Source organism: Micromonospora sp. NBRC 110037, from assembly GCF_001652995.1.
In the GTDB taxonomy this organism is placed as follows: Bacteria; Actinomycetota; Actinomycetes; order Mycobacteriales; family Micromonosporaceae; genus Micromonospora; species Micromonospora chalcea.
Genome location: NZ_BBVA01000002.1, coordinates 1,957,949 through 1,982,336 on the forward strand (window position 1 = coordinate 1,957,949; position 24,388 = coordinate 1,982,336).

General features: G+C 75.1%; 23 protein-coding genes. 7 read left to right on the plus strand and 16 right to left on the minus strand.

Annotation, left to right across the window (positions count from 1 at the left end):
- Nucleotides 1–155 precede the first annotated feature (155 nt).
- Nucleotides 156–1,553: a glycosyltransferase family 4 protein gene (locus A4R25_RS07995; protein ID WP_064446151.1), complete on the plus strand. Its 1,398-nt coding sequence runs from the start codon at nt 156–158 to the stop codon at nt 1,551–1,553.
- Between the two features lie 179 nt (nt 1,554–1,732).
- Here A4R25_RS07995 and A4R25_RS08000 read toward each other — a convergent pair whose 3' ends face one another.
- The 4 genes from A4R25_RS08000 to A4R25_RS31415 form a co-directional block, all read right to left on the minus strand.
- On the minus strand, nt 1,733–3,016 hold the full coding sequence (locus tag A4R25_RS08000; protein ID WP_064446152.1) for a citrate synthase: 1,284 nt from the start codon (nt 3,014–3,016) through the stop codon (nt 1,733–1,735).
- A gap of 176 nt (nt 3,017–3,192) precedes the next feature.
- Nucleotides 3,193–5,238, minus strand: coding sequence for a sulfatase-like hydrolase/transferase (locus A4R25_RS08005; protein ID WP_064446153.1), 2,046 nt, complete (start codon nt 5,236–5,238; stop codon nt 3,193–3,195).
- On the minus strand, nt 5,231–6,646 hold the full coding sequence (locus A4R25_RS08010) for a methyltransferase domain-containing protein (RefSeq protein ID WP_064446154.1): 1,416 nt from the start codon (nt 6,644–6,646) through the stop codon (nt 5,231–5,233). Before A4R25_RS08010 ends, A4R25_RS08005 begins: the two co-directional genes overlap by 8 nt.
- Nucleotides 6,643–6,801: a hypothetical protein gene (locus A4R25_RS31415; protein WP_166456093.1), complete on the minus strand. Its 159-nt coding sequence runs from the start codon at nt 6,799–6,801 to the stop codon at nt 6,643–6,645. The genes A4R25_RS08010 and A4R25_RS31415 overlap by 4 nt, the downstream gene beginning before the upstream one ends.
- A 179-nt stretch (nt 6,802–6,980) precedes the next feature.
- On the opposite strand from A4R25_RS31415, the gene A4R25_RS08015 reads away from it, so the two are divergent.
- Complete coding sequence (locus tag A4R25_RS08015; protein WP_043324537.1) at nt 6,981–7,382, plus strand: VOC family protein; 402 nt, start codon at nt 6,981–6,983, stop codon at nt 7,380–7,382.
- Nucleotides 7,383–7,393: 11 nt separating this feature from the next.
- Here the strand turns inward: A4R25_RS08015 and A4R25_RS08020 are convergent, their stop codons facing one another.
- The 5 genes from A4R25_RS08020 to A4R25_RS08040 form a co-directional block, all read right to left on the minus strand.
- Nucleotides 7,394–8,107, minus strand: a complete 714-nt coding sequence (locus tag A4R25_RS08020) for a helix-turn-helix domain-containing protein (protein ID WP_064446155.1) — start codon at nt 8,105–8,107, stop codon at nt 7,394–7,396.
- 103 nt (nt 8,108–8,210) lie between these two features.
- The gene (locus A4R25_RS08025; protein WP_064446156.1) at nt 8,211–9,434 is read right to left on the minus strand and encodes a dolichyl-phosphate beta-glucosyltransferase; all 1,224 of its coding nucleotides are present in this window, start codon (nt 9,432–9,434) and stop codon (nt 8,211–8,213) included.
- Between the two features lie 3 nt (nt 9,435–9,437).
- Complete coding sequence (locus tag A4R25_RS08030; RefSeq protein WP_064446157.1) at nt 9,438–11,864, minus strand: glycosyltransferase family 39 protein; 2,427 nt, start codon at nt 11,862–11,864, stop codon at nt 9,438–9,440.
- A 45-nt stretch (nt 11,865–11,909) separates the two neighbouring features.
- Nucleotides 11,910–13,442: a cell wall metabolism sensor histidine kinase WalK gene (locus tag A4R25_RS08035; RefSeq protein ID WP_064446158.1), complete on the minus strand. Its 1,533-nt coding sequence runs from the start codon at nt 13,440–13,442 to the stop codon at nt 11,910–11,912.
- Nucleotides 13,420–14,166 (minus strand): response regulator transcription factor, encoded by a 747-nt coding sequence (locus A4R25_RS08040; RefSeq protein ID WP_064446159.1) that lies wholly within the window; start codon nt 14,164–14,166, stop codon nt 13,420–13,422. Before A4R25_RS08040 ends, A4R25_RS08035 begins: the two co-directional genes overlap by 23 nt.
- A gap of 137 nt (nt 14,167–14,303) precedes the next feature.
- Between A4R25_RS08040 and A4R25_RS08045 the strand changes: the two genes are divergently transcribed.
- Both A4R25_RS08045 and A4R25_RS08050 read left to right on the plus strand, forming a co-directional pair.
- Nucleotides 14,304–15,197 carry an SDR family oxidoreductase gene (locus A4R25_RS08045; RefSeq protein WP_064446160.1) on the plus strand — a complete coding sequence of 298 codons (894 nt, stop codon included), beginning with the start codon at nt 14,304–14,306 and terminating at the stop codon, nt 15,195–15,197.
- A complete protein-coding gene (locus A4R25_RS08050; protein ID WP_064446161.1) occupies nt 15,194–15,991 on the plus strand; it encodes an alpha/beta fold hydrolase in 798 nt (265 codons plus the stop codon). Before A4R25_RS08045 ends, A4R25_RS08050 begins: the two co-directional genes overlap by 4 nt.
- Before the next feature lie 3 nt (nt 15,992–15,994).
- Here A4R25_RS08050 and A4R25_RS08055 read toward each other — a convergent pair whose 3' ends face one another.
- Nucleotides 15,995–16,219 (minus strand): hypothetical protein, encoded by a 225-nt coding sequence (locus tag A4R25_RS08055; RefSeq protein ID WP_043324550.1) that lies wholly within the window; start codon nt 16,217–16,219, stop codon nt 15,995–15,997.
- A 130-nt stretch (nt 16,220–16,349) separates the two neighbouring features.
- Here A4R25_RS08055 and A4R25_RS08060 point away from each other — a divergent pair, with 130 nt between their 5' ends.
- Nucleotides 16,350–17,300: a serine/threonine-protein kinase gene (locus A4R25_RS08060; protein WP_064446162.1), complete on the plus strand. Its 951-nt coding sequence runs from the start codon at nt 16,350–16,352 to the stop codon at nt 17,298–17,300.
- Nucleotides 17,301–17,380: 80 nt separating this feature from the next.
- Nucleotides 17,381–17,809 (plus strand): OsmC family protein, encoded by a 429-nt coding sequence (locus A4R25_RS08065; protein WP_013285994.1) that lies wholly within the window; start codon nt 17,381–17,383, stop codon nt 17,807–17,809.
- Between the two features lie 4 nt (nt 17,810–17,813).
- On the opposite strand, the gene A4R25_RS08070 is transcribed toward A4R25_RS08065, so the two are convergent.
- Nucleotides 17,814–18,764, minus strand: coding sequence for an endonuclease/exonuclease/phosphatase family protein (locus tag A4R25_RS08070; RefSeq protein ID WP_043324556.1), 951 nt, complete (start codon nt 18,762–18,764; stop codon nt 17,814–17,816).
- Nucleotides 18,765–19,116: 352 nt separating this feature from the next.
- Here A4R25_RS08070 and A4R25_RS08075 point away from each other — a divergent pair, with 352 nt between their 5' ends.
- Nucleotides 19,117–19,956, plus strand: a complete 840-nt coding sequence (locus tag A4R25_RS08075) for a hypothetical protein (RefSeq protein WP_181373787.1) — start codon at nt 19,117–19,119, stop codon at nt 19,954–19,956.
- Between the two features lie 10 nt (nt 19,957–19,966).
- Here A4R25_RS08075 and A4R25_RS08080 read toward each other — a convergent pair whose 3' ends face one another.
- From A4R25_RS08080 to A4R25_RS08100, 5 genes are all read right to left on the minus strand, one after another.
- Nucleotides 19,967–20,440, minus strand: coding sequence for a hypothetical protein (locus A4R25_RS08080; protein WP_064446164.1), 474 nt, complete (start codon nt 20,438–20,440; stop codon nt 19,967–19,969).
- A gap of 117 nt (nt 20,441–20,557) precedes the next feature.
- A complete protein-coding gene (locus A4R25_RS08085; protein ID WP_030504307.1) occupies nt 20,558–21,004 on the minus strand; it encodes a response regulator in 447 nt (148 codons plus the stop codon).
- A 70-nt stretch (nt 21,005–21,074) separates the two neighbouring features.
- Entirely contained in the window at nt 21,075–21,422 is a 348-nt protein-coding gene (locus A4R25_RS08090) for an STAS domain-containing protein (RefSeq protein WP_043324561.1), read from the minus strand.
- 77 nt (nt 21,423–21,499) lie between these two features.
- On the minus strand, nt 21,500–22,546 hold the full coding sequence (locus A4R25_RS08095; RefSeq protein WP_043330192.1) for a B12-binding domain-containing protein: 1,047 nt from the start codon (nt 22,544–22,546) through the stop codon (nt 21,500–21,502).
- Nucleotides 22,543–24,303 carry a PP2C family protein-serine/threonine phosphatase gene (locus A4R25_RS08100; protein ID WP_064446165.1) on the minus strand — a complete coding sequence of 587 codons (1,761 nt, stop codon included), beginning with the start codon at nt 24,301–24,303 and terminating at the stop codon, nt 22,543–22,545. The genes A4R25_RS08095 and A4R25_RS08100 overlap by 4 nt, the downstream gene beginning before the upstream one ends.
- Nucleotides 24,304–24,388: the final 85 nt, after the last annotated feature.

Genomic DNA, 24,388 nt, shown 5'->3' on the forward strand with positions numbered 1-24,388 from the left:
GTCAGCACCCTCCCGGTGGCCCGCGATCGGTATCCGGCCAGGCCGTCGTCGGCGAGCTGGTGCCGGCGCCCGGCCGGCCGTCCGGTCGCTCCTGACCACCGCTCGACGCCGCCACCGCTGCCGGCGTGCCTCACCCTGCATGGACGGAGATCGACGTGACCACTCTGCGGGTCGGCGCGCAGCCCGCCACCGCGACGGACCGGCTCCACCGGCCCACTCTCACCTCCCGCCCGGCCCCGCCGTCGCCGGCCGGGGCCGGGCCCCGGACCCGGCGCATCCTGATGCTGTCGTGGGAGTACCCGCCGGTGCTCGTCGGCGGGCTCGGCCGCCACGTCCACGCGCTGTCCGTGGCGCTGGCCGCCGCCGGGCACGAGGTCACGGTCGTCACCCGCCACGCCGAGGGCGCTCCCCTGGAGGAGTACGCCGACGGCGTCCGTATCGTCCGCGCCGCTGAGGACCCGGTCACCTTCCCCCTGGCCACCGGGTCACTGCTGGCCTGGACGATGGCGTTCAACCACACGCTGACGCGGGCCGCGCTGCGCGCCGCCTCGTCCGGCGCCTACGACGTCATCCACGCCCACGACTGGCTCGTCGCGCACACCGCGATGACGCTGCGCGAGCACCTGGACGTGCCGCTCGTGACCACCATCCACGCCACCGAGGCGGGCCGGCACCAGGGCTGGCTGCCGGAGGAGATGAACCGCACCATCCACGGCGTCGAGCACTGGCTCGCCGGCGAGTCCGGGCGCGTGATCGTGTGCTCCGGCTACATGCGCGACGAGGTGGGCGCGCTGTTCGGCGTGGACGCCGCCCGCGTCGACGTGGTGCCCAACGGCGTCGAGCCGCACCGCTGGCGGGTGCCCGCGTCGGCGGTCGCCGCCGCCCGGGCGCGGTTCGCCGCCGACGGCCCGCTGGTCACGTTCGCCGGCCGCCTGGTGTACGAAAAGGGCGTACAGCACCTGCTGGCCGGGCTGCCCCGGCTGCGCGACCGGCACCCCGGCCTGCGCGCGGTGATCGTCGGCGACGGGCCGTACCGGGCGGACCTGGAGGCCGAGGTGCACCGCCTCGGGCTGGGCGGCACAGTCAGCATGCCCGGGTTCCTCGGCGGCGCCGACCTGCCCGCGGTGATGGCCGCCTCGGACTGCTTCGCGGTGCCCAGCATCTACGAGCCGTTCGGCATGGTGGCGCTGGAGGGGGCCGCCGCGGGCGCGCCGCTGGCAGTGGCCCGCACCGGCGGCCTGGCCGAGATCGTCGAGCCGGGCGTCACCGGGATGACGTTCGCCCCGCACGACCCGGACGGGCTCGTCGAGGCGGTGCACGCGCTGCTGTCGGACCGGGACCGGGCCCGCGTGCTCGCCCGGCGGGCCCGCGCCATGGTCCACGAGCGGTACGGCTGGGCGGCCATCGCGTCCCGCACGGCTGCCGCGTACGCCGCCGCGATCGCCGGCGACCCGTCGTTCACCGCCGCCCGCGCCCAGCACCGCATGACACACGGCCGGCCCACGCCGCGCGTCCCCGAGGGCAACCTCCTCACCGCCGCCGGCCTGCGGTGAAGGAAGGGCCCCCTGTTAACGCCTGCGGTAGAGGAAGGGCCCCTTCTTAACGCCCCGCACCCCCGCGCACGCGACGAAGGCCGCCGACCCTGCTCGGGTCGGCGGCCTTCGTGGCCCGCGTGTTAAAAGGGGGCCCCTCCTCTACCGGAGGCGTTAAGAAGGGGCCCTTCCTTGCACGCTCAGCGCTGGTCGGCGGGGACGTACGCCCGCTCGGTGGCGCCGGTGTAGATCTGCCGCGGGCGACCGATCTTGGTCTCCGGGTCGTTGATCATCTCGCGCCACTGTGCGATCCAGCCGGGCAGGCGGCCCAGCGCGAACAGCACCGTGAACATCTTCGTCGGGAAGCCCATGGCCTTGTAGATCAGGCCGGTGTAGAAGTCCACGTTCGGGTAGAGCCGGCGGGACACGAAGAAGTCGTCGGCGAGCGCGATCTCCTCCAGCTGCACCGCGAGGTCGAGCAGCGGGTCCGGCTTGGACATCCGGCCGAGCACGTCCTGGGCGGCCTTCTTCACGATGGCGGCACGCGGGTCGTAGTTCTTGTAGACCCGGTGCCCGAAGCCCATCAGCTTCACGCCGTCCTGCTTGTCCTTCACCTTCTGCACGAAGGAGCGGACGTCGCCGCCGTCGGCCTGGATCTTCTGGAGCATCTCCAGCACGGCCTGGTTGGCGCCGCCGTGCAGCGGGCCGAACAGCGCGTTCACGCCGGCCGAGACCGAGGCGAACAGGTTGGCGTTGCTGGAGCCGACCAGCCGCACGGTGGAGGTGGAGCAGTTCTGCTCGTGGTCGGCGTGCAGGATGAACAGCATGTCCAGCACCCGGGCCACCACCGGGTCGACCTCGTACGGCTCGGCCGGCACACCGAACGTCATCCGCAGGAAGTTCTCGACGTAGCCGAGCGAGTTGTCCGGGTACAGCAGCGGCTGCCCGATCGACTTCTTGTACGCGTACGAGGCGATGGTCGGGACCTTCGCCATCAGCCGCACCGTGGACATCTCCACGTGCTCGGAGTCGAACGGGTCCAGGCTGTCCTGGTAGAAGGTGGAGATGGCGCTGACGGCCGAGGAGAGCACGGCCATCGGGTGCGCGTCACGGGGGAAGCCGTCGAAGAACCGGCGCATCTCCTCGTGCAGCAGCGAGTGCCGCCGGATCCGCTCGCTGAACTCCGACAGCTGCGCCTGGGTCGGCAGCTCGCCGTAGATCAGCAGGTAGGAGACCTCCAGGAAGGAGGACTTCTCGGCCAACTGGTCGATCGGGTAACCCCGGTACCGCAGGATGCCGGCATCACCGTCGATGTAGGTGATGGCGGACGAGCAGGACGCGGTGTTCACGAAACCGGGGTCGTACGTGGTCATCCCGGTTTCCTTGAGCAGCTTGCTCACCCCGATCCCGGCGGGGCCCTCAACCGCGGACTGCACCGGCATCGACAGCTGCCCACCGGGGTGGTCGAGCTTGACTTCCGTCATCTGTTCCTCGCTTCGCCGGCAAGATCTTCGTTGAATTGCCTTCGCTTCTACCGTAATCACGGCGCGGAGAACACCGCTCGTCATGGTTTCGGGGTGAGGTGTGCGTCACCTGTTTCCCGGCCAGGCGGTCCGGAAACCGGTTGGGAGCGCGACCATGGGCGCCGGCCAGGGGCCCGTCACGACAGCGTGAGCCGCCGCAGCGCCCCGTCGTCGCCGACCCGGTAGAGGTCGAGCCGGTTGGCGCCGGCGGCGAAGAGCCGGTCGTCGGGGAGGAACGCCGCGAACCGCCGGCCACCGGCGTCCGGGGGCACCACCGGCGCCACCGCCCCGACCGTGCCGTTCACCGCGACGGCGAGCCGTGTCCCGTCGGGCACGTCGTCCGGGACCGTCCCCCAGACCAGCGCGGGCAGGCCGCCGCGCGCCGGGTCGACCGCGTCGAACGCGTCCCGGTTCGCCACCGTGGCGGACCCGCCCATCGGCACGTTCCCGACCCGGGTCCCGACGAGCGGATCAGCGGCCGGCGGCGGGAGCGGGGCGGGCACCCCGCCGGTGATCGTCACCGGCTGGCCGGGGCGGTCGTAGAAGCGTTTGTCGGCTCGCTCGCGCGGAGCCGCCTTGGCCGACCGGCCGTCCATCTGCCAGGGCACCCGCATGTGGGTCTCGTCGGCGATCGTGGGCAGCAGGTCCACGTGCTCCCAGTTGCGGTCGTCCACCCGGCCGGCGCGCTGGCCGGGTTCCTTGACGAACATCGGCACCCAGGCCACCTCGTTGGCGGCGTGCTCGATGGCGTCCATCCCCCGCCCCTGCCAGTCCCGCCGGAAGCTCACCCCGTGGTCGGCGGTGACCACCACCAGCGCCTTGTCGTAGAGGCCGGTGGCGCGCAGCGTCCGCAGCGTCTCGCCGATCAGCCGGTCGGTGTAGCCGAGCTGGGCCAGGTGCCGGGCGCGGGCCAGGTCGACCCAGCCGGTCCCGTCGTTGGGCAGGTCCTCCGGCGCGAAGTAGTGCGCCCCGGACGGCAGGTACGCCCACGGCGAGTGCGGCATCAGCAGGTGCAGGAAGTGCAGCGTGGGCCGGGGGTCGGGGCGCAGCCCGGCCAGGAACGAGGTGAACCGGGCCGGCTGGTTGTCGTCGAGGGTGTCCCAGCGGAACTTGGGGTCGTCCGGCACCGGCTCGGCGGCGTCCAGCCCGGCCTCGGCGGCGGTCCGCTCGCGGTAGGAGTCCTCCGGGTCGACGCGGCTGTCCACCGGCGCGGCGATCCGGCCCATCAGCTTGCCGCTCTCCCGGACCAGCACCCCGAGCCCCTGTTCCGGCGTGGTGGCCTGCTCGCAGCGGCTCGGCGGACAGAGCCGGGTGATGCTCTCCTCGGCCTTGATCCGGTAGAGGCCCCCGAGCGCGGTGAACAGGTTGTCCGGGTACTGCGAGTAGTGCGGCGCCGCGCCCTGCTCCGGGTAGCGCCCGGTGAGCATCGCCGGCAGCGCGTAGGGCGTCCAGCCGCTGACGCCGGTCGCGTTGGGGTACCACGTCGACCCGGCCGCGAGCGCGGCGAAGTTCGGGTAGCGTTCGGCGTCGATGCGTCCGTCCGGGCCGAGCAGCGAGACCAGCGGCAGCTCGTCCAGCACGATCATGACCACCGGCGGGTGCGCGCCCGCGCCGGCGATCCCGGCCGCGCCGCCCTCGCCGCGCGGCAGCACCACCGCCGAGGCGGGCGAGGCGAACAGGAACAACCCGACGAACACCAGCGGCCCGGCGGCGGCCACCCGCAGCACCCGCCGGGGCGCCCGCCACCGCCGGTGCGCGGCCGCCCCGGCGGCTCCGGCCACACCGGCGGCGACGAGCAGGGGTACGCCCCGGAGCGGCGTGACGTGCCGGCCGGCCTGGACGGCCAGCGCGGCGAGCAGCAGGCCGACGAAGGTGGTGTGCACGGCGGCCCGGATAAGGCGTCCGGCGGGCACTGCCAGCGCGCCGAGCAGCGCGAACGGTACCGTCGGCGCGAGCGCGATCAGGGCGACCAGGAGCAGCACGTCGCCCCGGGACGCGCGGTGGAACAGGAAGAAGTCGGGGCTGCGGCCGAGCACGTCGAGCAGCGGCTGGGTCACCACCAGCCCGACCAGCGCGGTCACCTCCGCCAGCCGCGCAAGCTCGGACCGCCACCAGGGCGGGCGTTCCCGCCGGTCCGGGCCGGCCGTGTGGTCCCGGGGTGGCGCGAGGGTGCGCTCAGCCACCCACCACCACCTGGTAGAGCGTCCGGGTGCCGGACGGCAGCTCGGTGCGGGCGACCACCCGGCCCCGGCGGGCCAGCAGCGCCTCGAAGGCGTCGCGCCGGTAGTCCGGGAACAGGCCGTCGGGCTTGTTGGCGAGCAGGCGGCGGGCCATCGGATCGTCCGGGTGGACGAACTCCACCACCAGGCTGCCGCCGGTGGCGGTGAGCGCGGTGAGCTGGTCCAGCACCTCGGGCAGCGGCACGTTGCGCCCGATCGCCAGGTGGTGCACGACGGCCAGGGCGAGCACCACGTCGGCGCGGGCCCGGTCGGCGAACGCGGCCCGCTCGACGCCGCGCCAGCCGCCGCCGGGCGACGGGTCGGCCAGGTCCATCACCAGCGGCAGGATCCGCGTCTCGCCCTCGTCGCGCAGCGCGCGGTAGAGCGTGTCGACCACCGCCGGGTCCTGCTCGACCGCGACGACGTGCGCGGCGTGCCGGGCGGCGATGCGGGCGTACCGGCCGTCGTTGGCGCCCAGGTCCAGCGCCGAGCCGCCGCCGGTGGCGGCCACCGCGCGGTCGACGAACTCCTCCTTGGCCTGCCGGTCCGGCACCGAGTACGCGCAGGTGCGCTGGTAGTCCGCCCAGTGGCTGTCGCCGGGCCGGTGGTCGAGGCGGCGGACCAGTTTCGTCAGCCCGCGTACCGTGGCCAGCGCCAGTTCGCGGGAGAAGCCGGCGGCGCGCAACTGGGCGCGGACGTCGGTGGTGCTCGCGGCGGAGTTGCGGGCCTGCATCGCGCCGTGCAGGTGCACGTGGGTGGGCACGCCGGCGCGCCAGCGCCGGGCGCCGCCGAACAGCCGGCGCATCTGGTCCGGCTCGACGCCGTCGACGCGGGCCCGCAGGAACGGCTGGAAGTCCAGCCCGAGGTGGGCCTGGATCAGCAGCGGGTAGAGCAGCGTCTGGCAGAACTGCCGGTAGCCGGCCCAGGGTTCGCCGTCGCGCAGCGCCTCGAACGAGCCGACGTCGATGAAGACGGGTCGCGCGCCGCGCCACTGCACGTTGTACGCCGAGCCGTCCTTGGTGGTGAAGCCGGCCTCCAGGGCGGCGCGCAGCACGTCGAGGTGCAGCAACGCGGCGTCGCGCAGCATCGCGTACGACCACTCGTAGGGGTGCGAGACGAACGGGATCCGCTCGTGCCGCAGCACCGCCGCCCACTGCGTGTCGACGGGGGTCGGGGTCAGCTCCTCGGTGGCGACGATCTGCCCCCGCTCGGCCGCGCGGCGGAAGAAGTCGGTGACGGACAGCGCACGCCAGTCCCGGGCGGAGCGCTCGTCGAGCCCGCGCAGCACCTCCTCGCCCCGGTGGAACACCCGGTTGCCGGGGTCGCGGAAGGAGCCGGGCTCGACGCGGACGCCGGTGTCGGGGACCGTCACGCCGTGGGGCCCTGGTCGCTGGGCTGACGGCGGAACCGGGACACCAGGCGGCGCCAGTAGAGCTTGGCGGCCACGGCCACTCCGGCCACGCCGCCGACCACCGCCTGCACGATGAGACTGCCCGATCCCGCGTCCAGGTAGGCCAGGTGGGTCACGGCTGCTTCCTTCCGTCGCCGGTCGTCAGTGCGCGCCCGGAATGCGAGCTTTCGTGCTTCGCGCCGGACTTGTCCCCCACCGTAACGCCTCGGGCGTCGCACGCGGGGCCACACCGGCCACTCGTCCCCCGTCCGATCCGTTCAAGACGGGCCGGACCGGTCGCGCCTACCGTGACGCCATGACACCGCAGTTCGATCTGGTCGGGGCCGTGGTCACCGACATGGCCCGCACACTCGACTTCTACCGGCGGCTGGGGCTGCCGATCCCGGCCGGCGCCGAGACGGAAGGGCACGTGGAGGTCACCCTGCCGAACGGCGTACGGCTGGCCTGGGACACGGTCGAGGTGATCCGCAGCTTCCACCCCGACTTCGACCCGTCCGGCGGCAACAACCGGATGAGCCTGGCCTTCCGGTGCGCCGACCCGGCCGAGGTGGACCGCTGGTACGCCGAGCTGACCGCCGCCGGCCACCACGGGGAGCTGCCCCCGTGGGACGCGTTCTGGGGCCAGCGGTACGCGGTCCTGCACGACCCGGACGGCAACGGCGTGGACCTGTTCGCCCCGCTGCCGGCGGGCGACTGAAAGGCGGCCGGTCAGGCGGTGGTCGGGGCGAGCAGCCGCGACGGGGGCAGCCCGGCCAGCTCCCGCACCTCGCGGGTCAGGTGGGCCTGATCGGCGTACCCGCTGCGCGCGGCCACCTCGGCGAGCGGCGCGCCGGCGCGGGCCAGGTCCAGCGCCCGGCGCATCCGCAGGATGCGGGCGAGCGTCTTCGGGCCGTACCCGAACAGGGTCAGGCTGCGGCGGTGCAGGGCCCGCGCGCCGAGGCCGACCTCGGCGGCGGTCGCGGCGACGGTGGCCCCGGCGGCCAGGCGGGCGGCGACACGCGCGCCGACCGGGTCGGGGCCGCCGGCCGCACGCAGCCGGTCGCGGGCGACCCGGGTGAGCACCCCGGCGGCGCTACCGGCGCCCGGCGCGGCCAGCGCCGCCTCGACCCGCTCGGTCACCTCGGCGGCGGCGCGGCCCCACAGGTCGGCCAGCGGGACGCGGCGGTCGCGCAGTTCCTCGGCGGGCACGCCGAACACGGCCGGGCCGGTGCCCGGCGGCAGGCGCAGCCCGATCCACCGGTCCCCCGGCGCGGACCGCGACAGGTGCGCGGTGCGGTCCGGACCGGCCACCAGCAGCCCGGACCGGCTGGACCAGAGCAGGTCCAGGCACCCGTCCGGCAGCACCCGCGTCTCACCCCCGCCGGACACGCTGCCCCACAGCACCGCGCCCGGAACCCCCGCCGCCCCCCACTCCCGGTACACACCCCCAACCCTGCCACCCGCCCCGTCGATCATGAAGTTGACGGCACCGGCGCCCGGCGCGTCGCGCCGCCAACCTCATGATCGACGGGGTGTTCGGGGTGGGTCAGGGGCGGTGGTGCATGGCCAGGCGGAGCAGGAGGAAGCGCAGGGCTGTCGCGGCCAGGTTGGCCGCCACCAGCACCACCAGCTCCAGGCTGCGGCTCGGGCGTGTGGCGGCGTGCAGCAGGGCCAGTGAGCCGCTGGTCAGGGCCAGGCCCAGCGCGAACGCCAGCAGGCCCTGGAGGTGGTGGCGGCCGGCGTGCCGGCGCCCGCTGACCCCGAACGTGAGCCGCCGGTTGGCCGCCGTGTTCGCCACCGCCGTGAGCAGCAACGCCAGCAGGTTCGCCGGCTGCGCCCCGAGCGGTCCGCGGGCCAGCAGGAACAACAGCAGGTACGCGAGCGTGCTCGCCACGCCCACCGCGGCGAACCGGACGAGCTGGCGCGGCAGTCCGGCCGGCACGCGCGCCGGCGGGGCCGGCAACGGTCCCCGGCCGAGCTGGGCGCGCAGCTGCGCCAGCGGCAGCGCCCCGGTGGCCAGCGCCCGGCCCAGCCGGCCGATGCCCCGCAGGTCGGCCAGCGCGGTGGCGACGATGTCGACGCGGCTGTCCGGGTCGTCCACCCAGTCCACCGGCACCTCGTGGATGCGCAGCCCGGCCCGCTGCGCCAGGACCAGCAGCTCGGTGTCGAAGAACCAGCCGGTGTCGCGTACCAGCGGCAGCAGCCCGGCCGCCACGTCGGCGCGGATCGCCTTGAACCCGCACTGGGCGTCGGAGAACCGCGCCGCGAGCGTGCCGCGCAGCAGCAGGTTGTAGCCGCGCGAGATCACCTCCCGCTTCGCGCCCCGGACCACCCGGCTGGTCCGCGCCAGCCGGGTGCCGATGGCCAGGTCCGAGTGCCCGGAGATGAGCGGCGCCACCAGCGGCAGCAACGCGGCCAGGTCGGTGGACAGGTCCACGTCCATGTACGCGAGCACCGGCGCGGGCGAGGCCGACCACGCGGCGCGCAGCGCCCGCCCACGGCCCTTCTCGTCCAGCCGCAGCACCCCCACCTCGGGCAGCTCGTCGGCGAGCGCCCGGGCAACCTCCGGGGTGCCGTCCACGCTGGCGTTGTCGGCCACCGTGATCCGGAACGGGTACGGAAAGTGCGCGGTCAGGTGCGCGTGCAGCCGCCGGACGCAGGGACCGAGGTCGGTCTCCTCGTTGTAGACCGGGACCACCACGTCCAGCACCGCGCTGCCGGCGGCGGGCCGGGCCCGCACGGCGGCCCGGGGCGCGTACGTGTCAGTCATCGCTCAGCCCTGCTTTCCGCTGCTCAGGTCGTACACGGTCACGCCGTCGACGGTGGTCGCGGTGAAGTTCTCGGCGACCCAGGCGGCGATCTCGGCCGAGGCGTTGCTGCCGCCGTTGGCCCGGAACCCGCCGCCGCCGAGGAAGTAGTGGATCCGCCCGTCGGCGACGTACCGCTGGAACTGGGCGAGCGTCGGCGACGGATCGCTGCCGTTGAAGCCGCCGATCGGCATGACCGGCCGCCCGGTGGCCAGCTGGTAGCCGGAGGCGTTGTTCGAGCCGACCGTGGCGGCGACCCAGGTGTAGTCGTCGGCGTCGGCGGTGAGCAGCGCGGTCATCTCGGCGCTCGGCTCGCGGGCGTCGAGCAGCCCGCCCATGCCGCCGCCGCGCTGCCCCCGGCCGTCCGGTCCCGTGCCACCCTCCGGACCGGCGCCGCCGTCCTGACCGGTGCCGCCGGGCGCGCCCGGAGCCGAACCACCGCCCGGGAAGCCGGGGAATCCGCCGGCGTTCGCTCCGCCGCCCGGGCCGGTGCCGTCCGGACCCGTGCCGCTGGAGCCGGTGCCGTTCGGGAAGCCCGGGAAGCCCGGGAACTGCCCGTTCCCGCCGCCCGGGCGACCGGGGAACTGCCCGTCCCCGCCGCCCGGCATCCGCCCACCCGGGCCACCCGGGCCGCCGAAGCCCCCCGCTCCGGCCGGTCCGGCGCTCGGAATGGCGCCGCTGTGCGGGGTGGAAGCGGTCTGCATCGCGTACGCGGCCGGCCCGGCCAGCGCCACCGCGATCCCGGTGACGGACAGCACCGGCATCAGCCACCGCACGACCCGCCCGGCAAACCCGCCCCGGTGCCCCGCCGCCACACCCATGCCGGAGTTGACCAAGGAGTTTGCGTCAGCCTGAACGCCGTTCCCGGACACAAACTCCTTGATCAACGGGGTGGGCGGGGAGGCGGGAGGGGGCGGGGAGGCGGGAGAGGGCGGGGTGGGCGGGACGGGCCGGCGGGGGCCGGTGGTGAGGAACGCCGGTGCGGCCAGGAGGACGGCTGCGGTCAGGCCCACTGCGAGCACCGTGGGGCGCAGCCAGGGGTACCAGTCGGGGGTGCGGCCGAGCAGGTGCCAGGACCACCAGGCGGTGACCGCCAGCGTGGCGGCCAGGACCAGCGTGGCGGCGAACCCACGCCACCGGGCCGCTGCGGCCGGGCCAGGTGCAGCCGAAGCAACGCCGGCACGGGCCCGCCACAGCGCTGTGACGCCGATGCCGACCAGCGCGCCGACCGCCGGAGCCAGGGCGACCGTGTAGTAGGCGTGGAAGATCCCGGACATGAAGCTGAAGATCAGTCCGGTGACCAGCAGCCAGCCGCCCCAGAGCAGCAGACCGGCCCGGGTCCGGTCGGTACGCGGTGCCCGCCCGGCCAGCCACAGCCCGGCGACCAGCAGGATCAGCGCGGCCGGCAGCAGCCAGGAGATCTGCCCGCCGACCTCGGTGTCGAACATCCGCAGCAGCCCGGTCTGACCGGAGAACGGTCCACCGCCGCCGGGCCGTCCGCCGCCACCGCCGACGCTGCCCACCTCGTCGCCGGTGATCCGGCCCAGGCCGTTGTAGCCGAGCGTCAGCTCCAGGATGCTGTTGTTCTGCGAGCCGCCGACGTACGGGCGGGCGCTCGCCGGCACCAGTTCGACGATCGCCACCCACCAGCCGGCGGAGACGACCACGGCGAGCCCGGCCAGCAGGAGCTGGCGGATCCGCCGTCCGAGGCCGGTCGGCGCGGCCAGCAGGTAGACCCCGGCGAAGACCGGGATCACCAGGAACGCCTGGAGCATCTTGGTGAGGAAGCCGAACCCGACGAGCACGCCGGTCAGCGCGATCCACCGGGTGCTCGCCGTCTCGACCGCGCGCACCGTCGCGTACGCGGCGGCGACCAGCAGGAACACCAGCAGCGCGTCCGGATTGTTGAACCGGAACATCAGCGTCGCCACCGGGGTGAGCGCGAGCACCGTCCCGGCGAGCAGTCCGGCGGCCGGGCCGTACCAGCGGCGGACCGTCACGTACAGCACGCCGACCGAGGCGACGCCGAGCAGCGCCTGCGGCACCAGGATCGACCAGCTGCTCAGGCCGAAGATCCGCACCGAGAGCGCCATCAGCCAGAGCGAGGCCGGGGTCTTGTCCACCGTGATCGAGTTGGCCGCGTCGGACGAGCCGTAGAAGAACGCGGTCCAGTTCTGCGACCCGGCCTGCACGGCGGCCGAGTAGAAGGCGTTGGCCCAGCCGGAGGCGCCCAGGCCCCACAGGTAGAGCAGCGCGGTGGCGGCCAGCAGGCCGAGCAGCGCCGGGCGGGCCCAGCGGTCGGCGCGGGTCTCCTCCGGTACGGGCGCGGGGGCCGGCTCGGCGCCGGGTGGACCGGCCGTGGGCGGGGTCGGCAGGCTCTCGGTTCTGTCCATGCCGGCAAGCCTCGGAGCGTCCGCTGGCCCGCTGCCGTGAGTGACCTATGCGTCTGCTGTGGATCCGGGCAGCCAGACCGTGAACGCGGTGTGGCCGGGCCGGCTGACCACGTCGACCCGGCCGTGGTGGGCCTCCACCACGGCGGCGACGATGGCCAGGCCGAGGCCGGTGCTGCCCTGCGCGCGGGAGCGGGAGCTGTCGCCGCGGGCGAAGCGCTCGAAGACCTCCGGCTGCAACTGTTCCGGGATGCCCGGTCCGTCGTCGGTGACGCGCAGCTCGACGCCGCCGGCGGCGGGCGCGAGCCGGACCGTGACGGTGGTGCCGGCCGGGGTGTGCACCCGCGCGTTGGCGAGCAGGTTCGCCAGCACCTGGTGCAGCCGGTGGGCGTCGCCGGTGACGGTGAGCGGCTCGTCGGGCAGGTCGAGCTGCCAGCGGTGGTCGGGGCCGGCGACGTGGGCGTCGCTCACCGCGTTCACCGCCGTGGCGGTCAGGTCGACCGGTTCGGCGGCAAGCGGGCGGCCGGAGTCCAGCCGGGCCAGCAGCAGCAGGTCGTCGACGAGGCTCGTCATCCGGGTGCTCTCCGACTCGACGCGGCGTAGCGCGTGCGCCACGTCGGGCGGGACCTCCTGGCGGCCCCGGCGGGCCACCTCGGCGTACCCCCGGATGGCCGCGAGGGGGGTGCGCAGCTCGTGGCTGGCGTCGGCGACGAACTGGCGTACCCGGGTCTCGCTGGCCTGCCGGGCGGAGAGCGCGGCGGCGACGTGGCCGAGCATCCGGTTGAGCGCGCCGCCGACCTGCCCGACCTCGGTGCGGGGGTCGGTGTCGGCGGCCGGGACCCGCACCGACAGGGCGACCTCACCGCGATCGAGCGGCAGTTCGGTGACCCGGGCGGCGGTGGCGGCGACCCGGTTGAGCGGGCGCAGCGTGACCCGGACGATGAGCAGACCGAGGGCGCCGGCGATGACCAGGCCCGCGCCGATCACCCCGGCCTGGGCGACGATCATCCACATGACGGTGTCGTCCACCTGGGCCGTCGGGATCGCGAGGACCAGCACGTCGCCGTCGCCGCGCGGCGAGGGCAGCGCGACCGCGCGGTAGTCCCCCCGGTCCCCGACGACGACGGTGCGCGGGCGGTCGCCGACGGGTACGCGGGCCAGCGCGGTCAGGTCGGCGGCGGGCACCTCCTCGCTGCCGCCGCTCTCGGACCGGACCCGGCCGACGGGTTCGGCGGCGCCGGGCACCCGGACCGCGATGGAGCCTGGCGGGAAGCCGCCCGGGGGGTCCGGCGCGACCTCGTCGGAGTTCGGCGGGGTGGGCCGCTGGTCCGGGCGCGGCGGGTCGATGCCGCGCCGGGCCCAGCGTTCGAAGTCGGCGGGCCGCCGGTCGCCGAAGGTGAGCTGGTTGTCGATCTGGTTGATCAGGAAGTGCCGCAGCGCGACTGTGGTCAGGCCGCCGATGCCGAGGCTGACCAGCGCGAGCAGCGCCACCACGGAGAGCACGAGCCGGCGGCGCAGTGACCAGCCGGCCAGGCGGCGGCGCAGCCGGCCGCGGGCGTCACTCGGCGGGCTTGAGGACATAACCCGCCCCGCGCAGCGTGTGGATCATGGGCGCGCGGCCCGCGTCGATCTTCTTGCGCAGGTACGAGATGTACAGCTCGACCACGTTGGCCTGGCCGCCGAAGTCGTAGTTCCAGACCCGGTCGAGGATCTGCGCCTTGCTGAGCACGCGGCGCGGGTTGCGCATCAGGTAGCGCAGCAGCTCGAACTCGGTGGCGGTGAGCGTGATCAGGTCGTCGCCTCGGCGTACCTCGTGGCTGTCCTCGTCGAGGGTGAGGTCGCCGACGGTGAGCACCGCCTCCTGGCGGGCGGCGACCGCGAAGCCTGAGCGGCGCAGCAGCGCACGCAGCCGGGCGATGACCTCCTCCAGGCTGAACGGTTTGGTGACGTAGTCGTCGCCGCCGACGGTGAGCCCGGCGACGCGCTCCTCCACGGCGTCGCGGGCGGTCAGGAACAGCACCGGCACGCTCGGCGACTCCTCGCGCAGGCGACGCAGCACCTGGAAGCCGTCCAGGTCGGGCAGCATCACGTCGAGCACCACGGCGTCCGGGCGGAACTGGCGGGCGGTGCTGATCGCCGCCATCCCGTTGCCGGCGGTCGCGACCTGCCAGCCCTCGTACCGCAGGGCCATGGCGAGCAGATCGGTGAGCGTCGGCTCGTCGTCGACCACGAGCACCCGCACCGGCTCGCCGTCCGGTCGGTGCAGCTCGATGCGGCCCTGCGCGGCCTGCCCGTTCATGACCATGCCCCCATCGTGGGCGGACCCGCTGTCGCCGGGCTGTCCCGATCCTGTGTACCAGCTGTGCGCGCCGGCCGACTTCGAATCCGGGCAGGTCCGGCCGGGTCTTCCACACCCGGGCTACCCGGTGGTAACTTCCCGGCATGTCCATCGACGGTCGTTTTTCCGGCCGGTTGGCCGGCAAGGTGGTGCTGGTGACCGGCGCGGCCCGGGGCATCGGCGAGCACACCGCCCGCCTCGCCGCCGCACGCGGCGCGCGGTTGTCACTGGTCGGGCTGGAACCCGACCGGCTCGCCGCGCTCGCCGCCGAGCTGGGTCCCGGGCACGCCTGGTTCGCCGCCGACGTCACCGACCAGCAGGCGCTGGCCGAGGCGGTCGACGGTACCGTGGCGGCGCTGGGCGGGATCGACGCGGTGGTCGCGAACGCCGGGGTGGCCAACCGCGGCACGATCGCCGTCGGCGACGTCGAGGCGCTGGTGCGTACGGTCGAGGTCAACCTGATCGGGGTGATGCGCACCGCCGCCGCGACCGTGCCGGCGCTCGTCGACCGGGGCGGCTACCTGCTGATCGTGTCCTCGGCCGCGGCGTTCGCCGCGCTGCCCGGCATGGCCGCCTACTGCGCCTCCAAGGCCGGCGTCGAGCAGTTCGGCAACGCGATCCGCCTGGAGCTGGCGCACCGGGGCGTGGCGGTGGGCACCGCCCATCCGTCGTGGGTGGACACCGACCTGGTCCGCGAGGCGCGCGCCGACCTGCCGGCCTTCGAAACGGCGCTGACGAAGCTGCCGTGGCCGCTGCGGCGTACCACGACGGTGGCCGAGTGCGCCGAGGCGTTCGTCCGGGCGATCGAGCGGCGCAGCCGCCGGGTGTACGTGCCACGCGCCGTCGCCGGCGTGCAGGCCGTACGGTCGGTGCTGGTCAGTCCGCTGGCCGACCGGCTGGTGGGCCGCACCGCCCGGGCCACCGTGCCGCTGATCGAGGAACAGGCCCGCGCGTTGGGGCGGGGCTTCGGCCCCAGCACGCCGCAGGGACGGCCGTGACCGCGCCGGTGGAGGTCGTCTACGAGCGGCGCGGCGCCGGGCCCACGCTGGTGCTGCTGCACGGCATCGGTCACCACGGCGGCGCCTGGCGGCCGGTACTGGACCGGCTCGCGCAGGCGCACGACGTGATAGCCGTCGACCTGCCGGGCTTCGGCCGCTCCCCGGTGCCCGCCACCGGGCTGCCCGCCGACATGCCCGGCCTGACCGCGGCCATGGTCGAGCTGTTCGCCGCGTTCGGGCTGGAGCGCCCGCACGTCGCGGGCAACAGCCTCGGCGGGGCGATCGCGCTGGAACTCGCCGCGCTCGGCGCGGTCTCCTCGGCCACCGCGCTGTCCCCGGCCGGCTTCTGCACCGCCCGCGAGCTGCGCTGGGCGCTGACCGTGCTCGCCCTGCACCGCAACGCGGCCCGGCTGCCCGAGCCGGTGCTGCGCCGCCTGTTCGCCGCGCCCGCGCTGCGGATGCTGGCGATGGGCATGATCCTGGCCCGGCCCAACCGGATGACCCTCGACGACGCGGTCGCCGACGCCCGCGCGCTGCGCCAGGCGCGGGCGTTCCGCGCCGTCGCGCGCGCCGGCCGGGGGTACGCCTACGCGGGCGCGCCGACGGTGCCGGTCACCGTGGCATGGGGCACCCGGGACCGGATCCTGCCCTACCGGCAGGCGGCGCTGGCGCGTACCCGGCTGCCCGCCGCGCGGCACCTGGACCTGCCCGGCTGCGGCCACGTGCCGATGCACGACGATCCGGAGCTGGTCGCCTCGGTCATCCTCGGCACCACCGGCGTCCGGGCGGGCTGAGCCTCACTCGGTCGCGCCGAACGGGAACGTGTGCACGTACCGCATGGTCCAGCCGCCCGCCGCGGCGTGCTCGTCGCGTTCGTAGAGGTGGTCGGCCACCCCCTCGGCCGGCTCCTCGGGATGCCGCAGCACCCACCGGGGCGGTGGCCCGCCGTCCGGCCCCGCGGGCAGGTCCCGGGTCAGCTCGTCGGCCGGACCGCCGACGAACCGTACGCGCACCGAAGCCACCGCTGTCCTCCCTGTGTCGACCCCTCGCCGCGAAGCTACCCCGCCGGAATGGAAACCCCCGCCGGTTTGCACAGCTCCGGGGCCGGGTAGCGGGACCGGAGGGCACACCGGACGAGGCGAGGAGTGGGCGATGCGGACGCTGGGCGGGCGGTACGAGCTCGAACAGCGGGCCGGCCTGGGTGGCATGTCGGAGGTCTGGCGGGCGCACGACCGTGTGCTGGACCGGACCGTCGCGGTGAAGCTGATCTCGCCCCGGCTCGACGGCGAGGCCGGCTCGGTGGAGCGGATCCGGGCCGAGGCGCGCTCGGCGGCTCGCCTGGTGCACCCGAACGTCGCGAGCGTGCACGACTTCGGCACCGCCACGCTGCCCGACGGCCGGCCGGCGCCGTACATCGTGATGGAGCTGGCCGAGGGCGAGACGCTCGCCGCGCACCTGCGCGCGGGGCCGCTGGACTGGCGGATCGCGGCGCGGGTCTGCGCTGAGGTGTGCGCCGCGCTCGCGGCCGCGCACGCGCACGGCATCGTGCACCGGGACGTGAAGCCCGCGAACGTGATCCTCACCCCGTGCGGGGTGAAGGTGCTCGACTTCGGTATCGCCACCCCGGCCGGCGCGCCGGACCACACTCCGGACGGCGTGGTGGTGGGCACCCCCGCCTATCTGGCGCCGGAGCAGCTCGACCGGCAGCCCGCCACCCCGGCCGCCGACATGTACGCCCTCGGCGTGCTGCTCTACTACTGCCTCACCGGTCACCTGCCGTACGAGGCGGACAGCACCACCCGGCTGCTCGGGCCGGGGGGACGCCGGCCCGAGCCCCGGCCGCTGCCCGACGTTCCCGGGCTGCCGCCCGAGGTGGCCGACCTGTGCCGCAGCTGCCTCGACGCCGACCCGGCGGCCCGGCCGACCAGCCCGATGGCCGCGCTGCTGCTGGCCGAGGCGGTGGACGCCCGGGTGTACGTGCCGATGAGCGCGGTGCTGCCCCGCCAGCGCGCGGAGCAGGTCTCGCCGTGGACCAGCCGGGCGGCCGCCGAGGCCACCGAGGCGATGGCCGTCGACGCCGCGCCGAGCGGCCGGGTCGGCTGAGCGCTCCTACTGCCCACCCGGGCGCGGTTTCGCTGCTCGGGGTCCGGGAACGCGGTCCGGTGAGTGACGGGAGGAACGCGATGCCGGATCCGAGTTCCTGGCTGGCCGAGACGGCCACGGCGACCGCGGCGGGCGGTCACGTACGCACCGACGACGGCGGTCTCTCCTCCGCCCTGGCGTCCCCGCTGGCGCCGCACTGCACCGGTCTGACGCCGGAGCAGCTCCTGGCCGCGGCGTTCGCCTCCTGCCTGCACCACGCGGCTGTGGAGGCGGCCGGGGAGATCACCGACGAGGCGCACACCGTGCAGGTGACCGCAGAGGCGAAACTGGGCCGCGACGACGACGGCCGTTACCGGGCCGACGTGCACGCCGAGATCTCCTCGGCGGGACTGACCCGGGATCAGCTGGCCGACCTGGTCGCGTACGCCGACCGGCTCTGGCCGTTCTCCAGCGGCGACCCGAGCCGGCACCGGCTCACGGTGACCCCGGCGGAGAACGGCCGGCACTGAGCGCTCACCAGCGGAAGCCGGCGGTCACCGCGCGGTGGTCGCTGTCCGGGGTGTGCAGCACCCCGGCAGTGGTGGGGGTGAGTCCCCGGTAGAGGACGTGGTCCGGTCGGGTCACCGGTAGCTCCGCCGGCCAGGTGAAGCCGAATCCCTGCCCGGCCTCGGCCTGAGCGTCGCGCAGCAGCCGGGTCAGCGGGTCGAAGACCCGGTCGGTGGTGGCGGTGTTCAGGTCGCCGAGCACCACCAGCCGCTCCGCCGGGTCGGCGCGTACGGCGTCGGCCAGCGCGGCGACGGTCTGGTCCCGGGTGGCGGTGTGCCCGGCGCGCGCGGAGCCGAGGTGGACGACGTACACGGTCAGGTCGCCCCGGGGGGCGGCCACCACGGCGCGCAGCGCGCGGTCCCAGCCCAGCCCGGTGTCGATGCCGTGCGCCTCCCGGATCGGCCACCGACTCCACAGCGCGACCGTCGACACCACCGCGCGGTGCGGGTACCGGCCGGCGAGGACCGGCGCCACCCGGTCACCGTCGGCGACCTCCTGGAGCCCGATCAGGTCCGGTCCGTCGCCGGCGAGCGCGCCCACCGTGGCGGCCGGGTCGGGGTTGCCGACACGCAGGTTCTGGCTGGCCACCCGCACCGAGGCGCCCGCCGCGCCGGCCGCCGGGGGCAGCCACGCGCGCCCGTACAGGCCGGCCCAGACCAGCGCCGGCAGCAGCACCGCCAGCAGCGCCGGGCGGGAGCGGCGCAGCAGCGCCGCGAGCGCGAGCACCGGTACGCCGAGGCCGAGCAGCGGAACGGCGCTGTCCAGCAGGCTGCCCAGCCCGTGCACGTTCGGCACCGCCCGATGGCCGGCGAGCAGCGCCGCGAGCAGCCCGGCGCAGGCGATGACGACGAGTCCGCGCCGCCTCCGGCGGCCGGACGGCTCTCCGGGGCCACGCTCGTCGGCCTTCTGCTCGGTCACCGTCGGAATCGTAACGAGCGTCCGGGTCGCCGCGCCGGGGCCTCACCATGATCCACAGCTACCGGGCGCATCCGGCGTGGTCGATGCCGGTGGTCGACGGACCGCCGCGCCGGGCGGGTCGGCCGACCAGGCCGGCCTCCCCCGAACGGTGGAGGCCGGCGCGCGAGGCGGGACACGCGCGCTCGCGTCCGAATTCCGGTTCTTAAACCGACATGAGGCATCTTCCGGGTACGCGCGGTTCACTCGATTCATGATCTCCCGCACGGATTGTCGGCCGCGAATCCGGCAGATTGTGGCGCATGCCACCAATCACCCCGATGGCAACGGCCCGGAAGCTCTCTAGCCTCGGCGGGTGCCTCCCGACCACCCCTCCCACCAGCCGCTGCGCGCCAACCGCCCGGTTCGCCGAACGATTGACCCGGCATCAGCCGAACGGAGAGTGGGGCGTCACCGCGCCCCGGAGCCGCCCCGGCGCGGCCCGGCCCGCTCCGTACCGGGCCGGATCGCCGTCGCCACCGGCGTCACCTGCTGCCTCGGCCTGATCGGCGTCGCCGGCGTCGGCGAGACCGGCCCCGCGCGGCTGGACGTACGCGAGGCGGTCGCCGACCGGGCCGCCGCCGAGCAGCGGGCCTCCCGCGACTTCAGCCGCCTAGCGCCACCAGCCGCCGCCGCGCCGGTCCTGCCGGCCCCGGCCGTCACGCCGAGCCCGTCCGCGTCGACGAAGAAGCCGCCGCGCAAGCCCGCCCGCCCGAAGAACCCGCGGCCGGTCGCCGGGCTGGACCAGCGGCAGATGAACAACGCGAAGATCATCGTGGACGTGGGGCGGGACATGGGCATGCCGCGCCGGGCGCTCGTCGTGGCGGTGGCCACCGCGATGCAGGAGAGCAACCTCTACAACCTGGCCAGCGACGTGCTCCCGGAGTCGTTCGACCACCCGCACCAGGGCAGCGGCTCCGACCACGACTCGGTCGGGCTGTTCCAGCAGCGCCCCAGCAGCGGCTGGGGCACCGTCGCACAGCTCATGCGGCCCTCGTACGCGGCCCGCGCCTTCTACACCGCCCTGCGCGAGGTGCCCGGCTGGGCGGACATGAGCGTCACCGCCGCCGCCCAGGCGGTGCAGGTGTCCGCGTACCCGGACGCGTACGCCCGGCACGAGGACCGGGCCGCGACGATCGTGGCGGCGCTGACCTGACCCGGACCGGTCAGGCGGCGCCGGGCCGCACGCCCGCGGCGGCGGTCGGGGTGTCCACCGGCACCCGCTCGCCGCGCGCGCCGGCCAGGATCTCGTCCACCCGGGACTCGCGGCGACGCCGTGCCAGCAGGGCCGCCTCGAACTCGCGGCGGGCCCGCAGAGCGTCGGCGTACGCCTCCTCCCGCAACCGGCGGGCCTCCTCGCGGGCGGCCTCCAGCTCGGCGCGGGCGGTGGCCAGCAGCTCGGCGGCCTCCCGCTCGGCCGGCGACGGGCGGGCCGCCTCCGGGCCCTCGACCGGCGCGGTCCGCCGGTGCAGGAAGTCGCACAGGTGCAGGGCGTCGGACCGGATCTGATCCCACTCCCGGCCGGCCCCGGCGGCGCCCTCCGCCCGCGCCGCCAGCCGCCCCAGCCGCAGGCTCAGCTCGTCGAGGCAGGAATCCACCTGACGCCTGTCGTATCCGGTCTCCACCACCGAGAACCTCATGCGTCGCCCCCCAGGCAGCCGGTGTTCGTCCCCACTGCCGATCCTGCGGGCCGGTCGCTCACGGGCGGGGCCGTTCCCACAAAATGTTCAGGATGCGGAGGCCCGGACTTCCCGCACCTACTGGTGCTTCGGGAGCACGACCACCCGGCCGAAGAACTCGTCGATGCGGCGTACCACGTCGTTGAAGTCGTCCAGGTCGATCGGCTTGGTCACGTACGCGTTGGCCTGCAACGTGTAGCTGCTGACCACGTCGGTGTCGGCGTTGGAGGTGGTCAGCACCACGATCGGGATGGTCCGCAGGCTCTCGTCGCCCTTGACCTCGCCGAGCACCTGCCGCCCGTCCATCCGGGGCATGTTCAGGTCCAGCAGGATCACGTCCGGACGCTGCGCCTCGGCGTGCCGGCCCTCGCGCCGGAGGAACTCCATCGCCTCCTGACCGTCGGCGACCACGTCGATGACCTTGTCGACGTCGGAGTCGGCGAGCGCCTCCTCGATCATCAGGACGTCACCCGGATCGTCGTCCACCACCAGGATGCGAACCGGGCTCGGGCTGCTCTGACCCATCGTCTTACCTGCTTGTCTCGAGGAGGGCGGCCGGCCGCACGGCCGGTTGCTGGCGGGGAAATGTACCGGATCAGGAGGCGGCCGGCGCGGCCGGGTCGACGGTGTCACGGGCGTACCGGAGCACCTCGGCCAGCCCGGTCACCTGCAGCACCCGGGCCACCCGGCCGGTCGCCCCGGTCAGGCGCAGCCAGCCGCCGTCGGCGGCGACGAGATTGTCCCCGCGCACGAAGGCGGCGATGCCGGTGGAGTCGCAGAAGGTCAGCTCGGCGAGGTCGAGCAGCAGCTCGCGTTGTCCCTCGGCGATCAGCCGGTCGATCGCCGAGTTCAGCTCGGGGGCCGTGCCCAGGTCGAGCTCACCGGCGAGCCGGAGGCAGACACCGCCCCCGTCCCGCTGGGCGTACGTGACGGTGAACGTCACCCTGGCCCCCCTCGCTCCCCACCGCAGGCGAACGCTTGCAGTAGTGCAAGTATATGGGACGGCCCACCCGGGTGCCGTCAGCGGCCCGCCGCAGACAGGCCGCCGACCAGAGCCCGGGACCGGTCGAGGAAACCGGCCGCGCGCGGGAAGTCGCGCAACTGCTGTCCATAGTGCTCCAGCGTCAGGCCGACCGCCCCCGCCGGCACCCCGCGGCTGACCAGGATCTCCACCAGCCACTCGACGAACGCGGTGAACAGCGTCCCGTCGTCCACATAGAGCGCGGCGGCCAGGAAGTCCACGATGTAACCGAGGTCGCTGATCGTGGAGTCGAGCTGCGCCGGGGTGTAGCCGGACACCGACGGCACCCGCTCCCGCAGGTCGGCCAGGGCGCTGTCGATCAACTCGCCGCGCCGCTTGACCAGGCTGGCGTACTCGTCGTCGGCCAGGTGGTCCAGCCGGGCCGGCGGCGCCGCACGCAGCGCCCGCTCGTCGGCCACCAGGTCGGCCGCGGCCGGCGCGTCCGGCGCCCACGGCACACCCAGCACACGCGCCCAGCGGCCGTCCTCGCCGAAGCCCCGGCCACCCACCACCACCGGCACGTCAGAGCGGCGGCACGCCTCCACCATCCGGTGGGCGTGCGGCAGCCGCATCGGCAGCGCGCAGGCCAGCGCCACCGCCTCCGCGTCGTAACGGTGCAGGTAGGAGACCAGGTGGGCGGCGGGCACGCTGGCGCCGAGGAAGACGACCTGCCAGCCGCGCAACCGCAGCACCTCGGCCACCAGCCGGGCCGGCAGCGCGTGCCACTCGCCGTCCATGCAGGCCATCACGATCCGTCCCCGCGTCGGCCGGGGATCGGCGTACGCGGCCACCGCCGCCACCACCCGCTCGCTGATGTGCGTGGCGGCGTGCTCCTCGGCGACGCTCCACTCGTTGCGCGCCCACCGTTCGCCCACCTCGGCCTGCGCCGGCGCGACCAGGTCGAGCAGCACCCGCTCGGCGGGCACGCCCGCCTCCAGGAGCCCCACGGCCACCGCCACGGCGGCGGACTCGTCCGCGTCGGCCAGGCACTCCAGGTAGCGGGCGAAGGCGTGACCCGCATCGACCCCGACAGTCGGCACTGTCACGCGGACCACTCCCTCGTCAGCTCGGCCGCGGCCGGTTCCGGCACCGCGTGCAGGTGCCGGGGCGCCCGCCCGGCCGGGCCGGTCGCCCGCAGCGCCAGCACCGCTATGTCGTCGTGGTCGCCGTGCGCGAGCCAGTCACAGGTCACCTGCTCGACCCGTTCGGCCAGCGCGGGCGCCGGCATCCGGTTACAGCCGGCCACGGCGTTGAGCAGCCGCTCGGCGCCGAACTGCTCGTCGCCGCGCCGGCCGCCCCGCGCCTCGGTCACGCCGTCGCTGTAGAAGAGGCAGGTCTCCCCCGGCGCCAGGCGCACGGTGACCTCGCCGATGCGGGGATCGGGCACAACGCCGATCAGCATGCCGCGCAACGGCACCACCTCGACGTCACCGGACTCCCGCAGCACCAGCGGGGGCAGGTGCCCGCCACCGGCCAGGGTCAGGGTCTGGCCGCCGTCGCGGTGCGGACGCGCCACGCCGAGGACCATGGTGGCGAACCGGCCCTGCCCGTGTGCCTGGGTGGTCTCCAGCAGCGCGTCGTTGAGCAGCTTCAGCAGCCGCCCGGGCTGGCTCTCGACCCGGTGCAGCGCCTGCAGGCACTGGCGCAGCTGGCCGGTGAAGACGGCCGCCTCCACGCCCTTGCCCGACACGTCACCGAGAAAGAAGACCGACCCGCCGTCGGTGAGCTGGTGCGAACCGTAGAAGTCGCCGCCGATGCGCAGGCCGGCCTGCGCGGGCCGGTACGCGGTGCCCCACTGCACGCCGGTCGCGGGAGCCGGCTCGACCGGCAGCAGGCTGGCCTGCAGCGTGTCGGCGACCTCGGCCTGGTCGCGGTAGAGCAGAGCGGTGGTCAGCGCCGCGCCGGCCCGTGCCGCGAACGCGCGGATCAGGTCCACATCGGCCTCGTCGTACCAGCGGTCGGCGCGGCGGGCCACCAGCAGCGCGCCGGCCGGCGCATCCCGGCCGGGCAGCGGCACCACCCGGGCGACGGCGCCGGAGGTGTCCAGACCGGGCAGCCAACCCGCCTCGGCGGCCTGCTCGACCAGCCAGTCCAGCTCGTGCGGCTCGGCGCCGGACAGGCCGGCCTCGATGGCCACGGGCAGCGCCGGGGCGGGCAGCACGCCGCTGTCCACCACGGGCGCCTGGTCGTCCGCGCGTACCGCCCGCCACCACCGGGACCGGCCGGAGCGGGGGGCGAGCACCAGGACCGCCACGTCGGCCGTCGTCGGCACGGCGAGGCGGACCACGGCCGCGGCCGCCCGGTCGGGGTGCAGCGGGTTGCCGAGCTTCTCGCCGACCACCGCGAGGAACGCCGAGCGGGCCCGCTCGGCCAGCAGCGCGTCGGCCCGGCTGACGCTCTCGGTGACGTCCTCGACGTACCAGCAGCGCCGGTGACCGGACAGCGCGACCGGCCGTACGCGCAGCCGTCGCCCGTGGTGGGTGAACTCCGCCGGGCCGTCGCCGCGCAGCGCGTCCACGCCCGCCGCGGCGAGCAGCTCTCCGGCGGTCACCTCGGGGACCAGGCGCTCCGCGACGGGGCTCACGTGCCGCACGACACCGTCGGCGTCGCAGACGACAAGGCCCTCCCGGAAGTGCTCGACGACCTCGGACCAGTCCGGGACGGCGGGGCCGCGGTCGGCTGCCAGCGGCGGCAGGGCAGGCGTCGCCGCAGCGGCGGCGGACCACGCCGGGACCCGTGCGGCACTCGGCGTGGAGATCCGTCCGTCGCCCGGGTCGGCACCCCTGACGTCGGCAGCAGTCACCAGCTGAGCCCCACTCTCCTCGTCGGCACCCCCGGGGCGCCGCACGGCGCCTGTGGCCACATCTCTTCGCCCCACACTACGCCGG

Bases quoted from the DNA above. Each gene is read 5' to 3' on its own strand.
- A4R25_RS08080 (WP_064446164.1), bottom strand. From the start codon at position 20,440: ATGAGGTTCTCGGTGGTGGAGACCGGATACGACAGGCGTCAGGTGGAT.
- A4R25_RS08045 (WP_064446160.1), top strand. From the start codon at position 14,304: ATGTCCATCGACGGTCGTTTTTCCGGCCGGTTGGCCGGCAAGGTGGTG.
- A4R25_RS08000 (WP_064446152.1), bottom strand. From the start codon at position 3,016: ATGACGGAAGTCAAGCTCGACCACCCCGGTGGGCAGCTGTCGATGCCG.
- A4R25_RS08065 (WP_013285994.1), top strand. From the start codon at position 17,381: ATGCCGGATCCGAGTTCCTGGCTGGCCGAGACGGCCACGGCGACCGCG.
- A4R25_RS08015 (WP_043324537.1), top strand. From the start codon at position 6,981: ATGACACCGCAGTTCGATCTGGTCGGGGCCGTGGTCACCGACATGGCC.
- A4R25_RS08040 (WP_064446159.1), bottom strand. From the start codon at position 14,166: ATGGTCATGAACGGGCAGGCCGCGCAGGGCCGCATCGAGCTGCACCGA.
- A4R25_RS08060 (WP_064446162.1), top strand. From the start codon at position 16,350: ATGCGGACGCTGGGCGGGCGGTACGAGCTCGAACAGCGGGCCGGCCTG.
- A4R25_RS08030 (WP_064446157.1), bottom strand. From the start codon at position 11,864: ATGGACAGAACCGAGAGCCTGCCGACCCCGCCCACGGCCGGTCCACCC.
- A4R25_RS08035 (WP_064446158.1), bottom strand. From the start codon at position 13,442: ATGTCCTCAAGCCCGCCGAGTGACGCCCGCGGCCGGCTGCGCCGCCGC.
- A4R25_RS08085 (WP_030504307.1), bottom strand. From the start codon at position 21,004: ATGGGTCAGAGCAGCCCGAGCCCGGTTCGCATCCTGGTGGTGGACGAC.
- A4R25_RS08025 (WP_064446156.1), bottom strand. From the start codon at position 9,434: ATGACTGACACGTACGCGCCCCGGGCCGCCGTGCGGGCCCGGCCCGCC.